At 31.9% G+C, this 5,471-nt stretch carries 4 protein-coding genes; all 4 read right to left on the bottom strand.

From position 1 onward, the window contains the following. Nucleotides 1-145 precede the first annotated feature (145 nt). The 4 genes from K5G00_RS28735 to K5G00_RS28720 all read right to left on the bottom strand — a co-directional run bounded on the left by K5G00_RS28735 (nt 146) and on the right by K5G00_RS28720 (nt 5,333). Nucleotides 146-3,352, bottom strand: a complete 3,207-nt coding sequence (locus K5G00_RS28735; protein ID WP_238769937.1) for a sacsin N-terminal ATP-binding-like domain-containing protein — start codon at nt 3,350-3,352, stop codon at nt 146-148. Between the two features lie 216 nt (nt 3,353-3,568). Further along, nucleotides 3,569-4,228, bottom strand: coding sequence for a hypothetical protein (locus tag K5G00_RS28730; protein ID WP_238769936.1), 660 nt, complete (start codon nt 4,226-4,228; stop codon nt 3,569-3,571). Between the two features lie 165 nt (nt 4,229-4,393). Next, the gene (locus K5G00_RS28725; RefSeq protein WP_238769935.1) at nt 4,394-4,774 is read right to left on the bottom strand and encodes a hypothetical protein; all 381 of its coding nucleotides are present in this window, start codon (nt 4,772-4,774) and stop codon (nt 4,394-4,396) included. A 10-nt stretch (nt 4,775-4,784) separates the two neighbouring features. After that, nucleotides 4,785-5,333, bottom strand: coding sequence for a hypothetical protein (locus K5G00_RS28720; RefSeq protein WP_238769934.1), 549 nt, complete (start codon nt 5,331-5,333; stop codon nt 4,785-4,787). Nucleotides 5,334-5,471: the final 138 nt, after the last annotated feature.

The following is a 5,471-nucleotide window of genomic DNA, read 5'->3' as shown; positions in this document are numbered from 1 at the left end:
CGGTGGTGGTATGAGGTCGTGGCGGTCAGACGAGAGTCTGAGTGTCCGACCGAAACTGAGGTTGGGACGAGATTCGACTTGTCGAATCCGCACGAACTCAGCCATGCCTTATACCACTTGTTAGCAGCTGGTGTTATTCTTCTTATCATACTTTTTCCGTTTCTGCCGCTCTAATAATAATCTCTGAAAGCAAATCAATGTATCTGTCAAAGTCATTTCCACTTTGAATTATGTCCTGAGGAATTATACCTCTGTAATCTATTAAGTGTATTGACTTGTCTTGTTGTTTTTCAGCTTCTAAGTTGTCTTCAATCAATGGTTTTATTGTTTTACCAATGTTTGTTACAAATTTTGTAAGTGGTAAAATTTCGTCTGTTGAAAGTTTGTATCTGTCGTTTTCTCCTACATAGCGTGTTATATCCACCGCACACAAAGCATAATGTTCGTTTTCTTCGACAGCTCGTTGTAATTGTAATTTACTCATAGAAACGGAATTTTGAGAGTTCCACCTTGATTTAACTTCTATGAAGTAAACTGGGTTTTCATCAAGAAAAATAACTATGTCTTGTCCGCCTTGTATGTTTGTAGTCTCTGTTTCTTTGTCTCCAAAAGAAACTCGAACTTGCAATTCTTTAGATAACTTCTCCCTAATTAAACTTTCAATGTATGTTCCTATTTCGTGCTTGTGATGAAAGTCTGCTTCTGCTTCTCTTTGTTGTTGAAGTAAGATTGTTGCAGCGTTTAAAATCGCAGAAAAGTTGTCCTCTTGAACAAGTTTCCCAAGTTTTTTTAATTCAGATTCCTTTAGTGTTACAATTGAAAAGATTTCGTCCTTAGTATTTTCATTAGTAACCACATCCAGCATTAAATTGGCTTTTTTGTCGTCAAGACGAGGAAATAGTTCAGCATATTTTTTGTCTCGCAACAATGATATAATTTTCAATATATCATCCTTAAAAGGGTGTTCGTTGATGTTGTGAATGTCTGAATTGAAAAAAATATCTTCAATATGATTAGTTAGATATTTACTATTGATAAATCTGTCTTCTGCAACAAATTCATTGAATTCATTGTAAACTAAATCTTTTCTGATTTCGTCCTTCTTTACTTTGTTGTATAAGTCTTTGATTTCTGGAATAATGTCAATATCTCTTTTTAGGTCACTAATACTTTTTAGTTGGTTTATTTGGTTAGGATAAATTTTTGAAGTTGAATAAACTTCTTTAAAGCTGTCTTCATTGCAGTTTGCAATTTCGAGCAACAATCCAATGTTTTCTTTTACCCAATTATCATTGTGATATTGAAGTAAATTGAAGAAAACTTGAACCAATATCTTTCTTGACGAGCGAATGTCTAAATTTTCATCTTGGTTTTCGAGGTTAGATAATAAAATCAATTTTTCGTCAAAAGAATAATATTTACTTATGATTTTTACTAAAGATGAAGGCTTACTTTGTGAATTTAAATTGTTGTTAAGCTTGCAATACTTCAATAGGTTTTCAAAGAAAATATCTTCAAGTCTTTGAGTTTTCTCAAAGACTTGAAGATTATAATTTTCTTTATTGACTGTTTCCGGAAAATAAATGCAAGTAGAAGCCTGTATCTCGTCTAATTTTGTTTTGACGCTGTTGGAAAAATCTTTTCTATTAAACTTTTCGAAATGAAAATTGAAACAAAAATCTTTATGAATCAGTCGCTCAATAGAATTTGGAATTAATGATTTTCCAATTTCTATTAGTGACTCATTTAGATTTTCAGGAGTAAGAAGCAACGAAAGGAAACATAATTTTCCGTCTAAATTTGGTAATAAAGTGTGTTCTGAGAAATAATTTAATTTTTCTTCTATGACTAGATTTTTGTAATAATTGATTAAGCAATCTTTGTCAAACTTTGATAAATGCTCTTTTGATATTTTCTCAACTAAATCTTTATGTCCAATAAATCCAGCTCTTTCACTTTCCTTTTCGTTCGTCCATTCACTTGCAAATTTGCTCCACAAAATAACTTTGTCTTTTGTCGGAATATTACTGTAGAAAGTGGAGACCAAAGTATAAATGTCATCAAAATATTCTATGTTGTTTAAAAGTTCTCCATCAAAAAAACAAACTTCATTAACGGGTTTAAAACCGTCAACTGTTTCAACGATAGGCAACAATTTATATTCTTCTATCCAAGTTTTTTGTAAAGTTTCAAAATACTTGTTCAATAAATTATTGTCCGTATTTCTTTTGAAATTTATTTTAGCATATAAAAGCGGATTTAAAACGTTTAATACATTACTTTTTAAAAAGTCAAAAATCAGTTGTGAAGCCTTTTCTATTATTTTTCGATTTGCTTCTTCTTGCTCTTTTACCTGGTCTTTATTGCTTTGTAAGTGGATTCCATCTCTTGGTTCGGTTGGTAAAAACTGATTACAGTTAATAATGAAGTTTAATCCAAAATTTTCTGAACCGATTAAAGGATAATACAAAAATAGTCGTGCAACTCTTTCAGAAAATTGAAATAACTCAAGGTTTTCATTTATAGGAAGAATTACTTCAATTTGGTCATCTTTTTCAATGATTGAATAGAGCACCTTATTTGTTCCGTTTTTAGAAATGGATGTTTTGTACAATTCTATTCCTTTATCATTTTCTACTTTTACTTTTTCTACTCGTTCAAACAAAGTTTCGGAATCATTTAAAATGATTTTTACTGTTTTGAGGCGGTTGTTTATTGTTAAAACAATAGGAATGTAATCTTCTAGGTCAATACTTGATTCCGATATATAGCTTCGTTCTTGGTCGGTTTCAGGTAAAAAAGTGAAAGTTGTTTTTATTTCAGGATTTGATAGAATTTCGCCATCTCGTATAAGTTGATAAACGTTTTCTTTTTGTGTTCTGATGTTTTCGCTTAACGCTTTCCATTCTTTAGGACTTCTGTCAATTAAAAAATCTTTGATTTCAAAAAAAGTATTATTTGCTTCAAGAATCGAATTAATACGAAATTTGCGCCCAAATGTATGTGTTGTCAAAAAACCTGTTCCATATTTTCCAACCTCTGGAATATCAGATTCTTCTCCATATTTTCCGCTTACTTGCTTTATCAGAGAAATAAATGATTTTGTCGTAAACGGTTTACCGTTGTGAGTGAATGAAAATCCATTTACGTAATCTATAATTACCTCACAATTTGTCGTCAAATCGCAAGCATTTTGAACTAATTCCCACACCGCGCGATTTGATGAGAAGTTGTTGAAATTTTCAAAACCTCTTATCATCTTGTCTGCGTGTTGCTTCAAGTCAGATAGTTCAGATTCTATCTTTGCGTTGTCTAATATTTCGTCGCGATTTATGTTTGGTGTTTCGTCCATTTTTAGTATTGTTTTTATCTATGCGATGTCATTTTTACACTTGCTGCTAACGGTAAGTGTATGTTGCGTACCGGTTTTCAATGTGGTTTTCCGTCCGACAGGACTGGGAAAACAACTGTAAAAAACCGGGGACCGGGAACCAGAGGCCCCGGTATGCAATATGACACATTGTTATGGTGTGTTTTTATTTCTTTTTTTTTATTCATATCAATTTAATTACCAACTTAAAAACCAGTACACAACTTTGCGACTTTCTTTACTAATACCAATTCCCCTGGAGAATCCATTTTCCCAGTCTTTGGGCATGTATTTTCCAGTAGTAAGTAAACTGTCTGGAAAAAATTTCCCTGATTTGGCTTCAATTACAAAAAGTTTAAAATCGGGAGATAAGTGGCATTCAGTCGACCCGTTAATATATCTATCATTGTAAAAATTAGGAATAGGTAATTTATCCCCATAATCTACTTCATCTGTGTAATGCCTTATCTCACTGAGCTTGGCTTTTCTTTTTAACCCCCAATTTTCATTATTCGTGAATCTGTTTACTATCAATAAATCTTTTTGACTAGGAACATACTTTCGAACTGCACAAGAATCAAAGTATTGATAGAGAGTGTCAATTATTTTTTGAGGATATTTTGAGACAAAGAATAAAGCGTTTTCTTGATTGTTTTTAGAGTCGAGTAACCTTTTCCCAATGCTATATGGAAGCCGTTCAATTTTCTTGGGAAAATGATTGATGAAACGTGAATCATATTTATTGATAACATCCTTTTGATAATCTTCATTTGCCTGATAGACATCTAAACTGAACTTGCATCCTAAGAGCAAGATTGGGAATAGCGTAATTAATATCAAATTGAATATTCGTTTCATTTACGTCAGTTAGTTTTAGTCAAATACACCATAACGTTGAGTATATGCAAAGTAGGCGATTGCGGGCTTCAAACCTATCAAACCGTAGAGAAGTTGAAGCGGGCTACAACCGTTGAATTTACTACTATATCGCCTATTTTGTATATACATTGTTATGGGCTGGCATTATTTATTTCTAAATTCTCTTTTATGAATCATTATCGAAAATATTAATCTAGCTATTTCCAATAAAACGATAATCCACAATAATATTCTATATCCGTTAGAATTGTACTGTAATCCAAACAGTTTGAATAAAAATGCAAATGTTAAAATTACAAATCCGAGCTTTAATGGAAATTGAATATAATAAATAATCAATGAGATTTTTTTCCTCATAATTGAGAATATTCCTGACGCAATTAATGAAACTATCAATAGAATTTCAAGAATACTTAATATCGGAATCTGTCCAATACTATTAAGCATATTAATCCCAATTTTATATGACTGGAGGAAAGATATTAAGTCTAATAGTCCGAATGCTATCAATAAGTTTTTTTTCATACAATAAATTTTACAAAATCGGAATATTCGTGCCTGGAAAATAGAAATCATGATACAATCTCCAGTTTTCACATACTAAGCTGTAAATTCCGTAATTCATAATTATTAACAATGTGATTAATCCAATTAACAAAGTCCTTTTTTTAATTCCCAATCGAAGAAAAATATAAATCTGTAAAACTATACTCAAAATCGGAACACCAAGTCCTTGCTTATCACATACCTCTCCGTAATAAAATGTAGAACCGTACCATAACTCAAACCACTGAAGCAAAGCAATTATTAGAATTGACAACAGTAAGAAATTGAAATATAATAGTCTAATCGTTTTATTTTTAATCCAGTTAATTCCTAAAATACAAACGGTCAACCAAAATATTAGTCTTGCAATAAAAATCAATACAATCCCTTTGTTGGTATAATATTCTCTAAATGGGTCGAATCCTTTTGAACCATATTCATGTTCAGGTAAAAACATATTCAGGCAAGACAATATCAAACCAATCACCGCAATCGCTGAAATCCCAATCAAAATGTAATCCAGTCGTTTAATTTTCATATTAATCATGTTTGGTTATGCACTGTCGTTTTTTTTGCTTGCCCATAACGGTGGTGGTATGAGGTCGTGGCGGTCAGACGAGAGTCTGACCAGTCCGACCGAAACTGAGGTTGGGACGAGATTCGACTTGTCGAATCC

The sequence above is a fragment of the Maribellus maritimus genome, assembly GCF_022267315.1.
Classification (GTDB): Bacteria; Bacteroidota; Bacteroidia; order Bacteroidales; family Prolixibacteraceae; genus Draconibacterium; species Draconibacterium maritimum.
The sequence above is the reverse complement of the archived record's forward strand: the minus strand, read 5'-3'. Positions and strand labels throughout refer to the sequence as shown.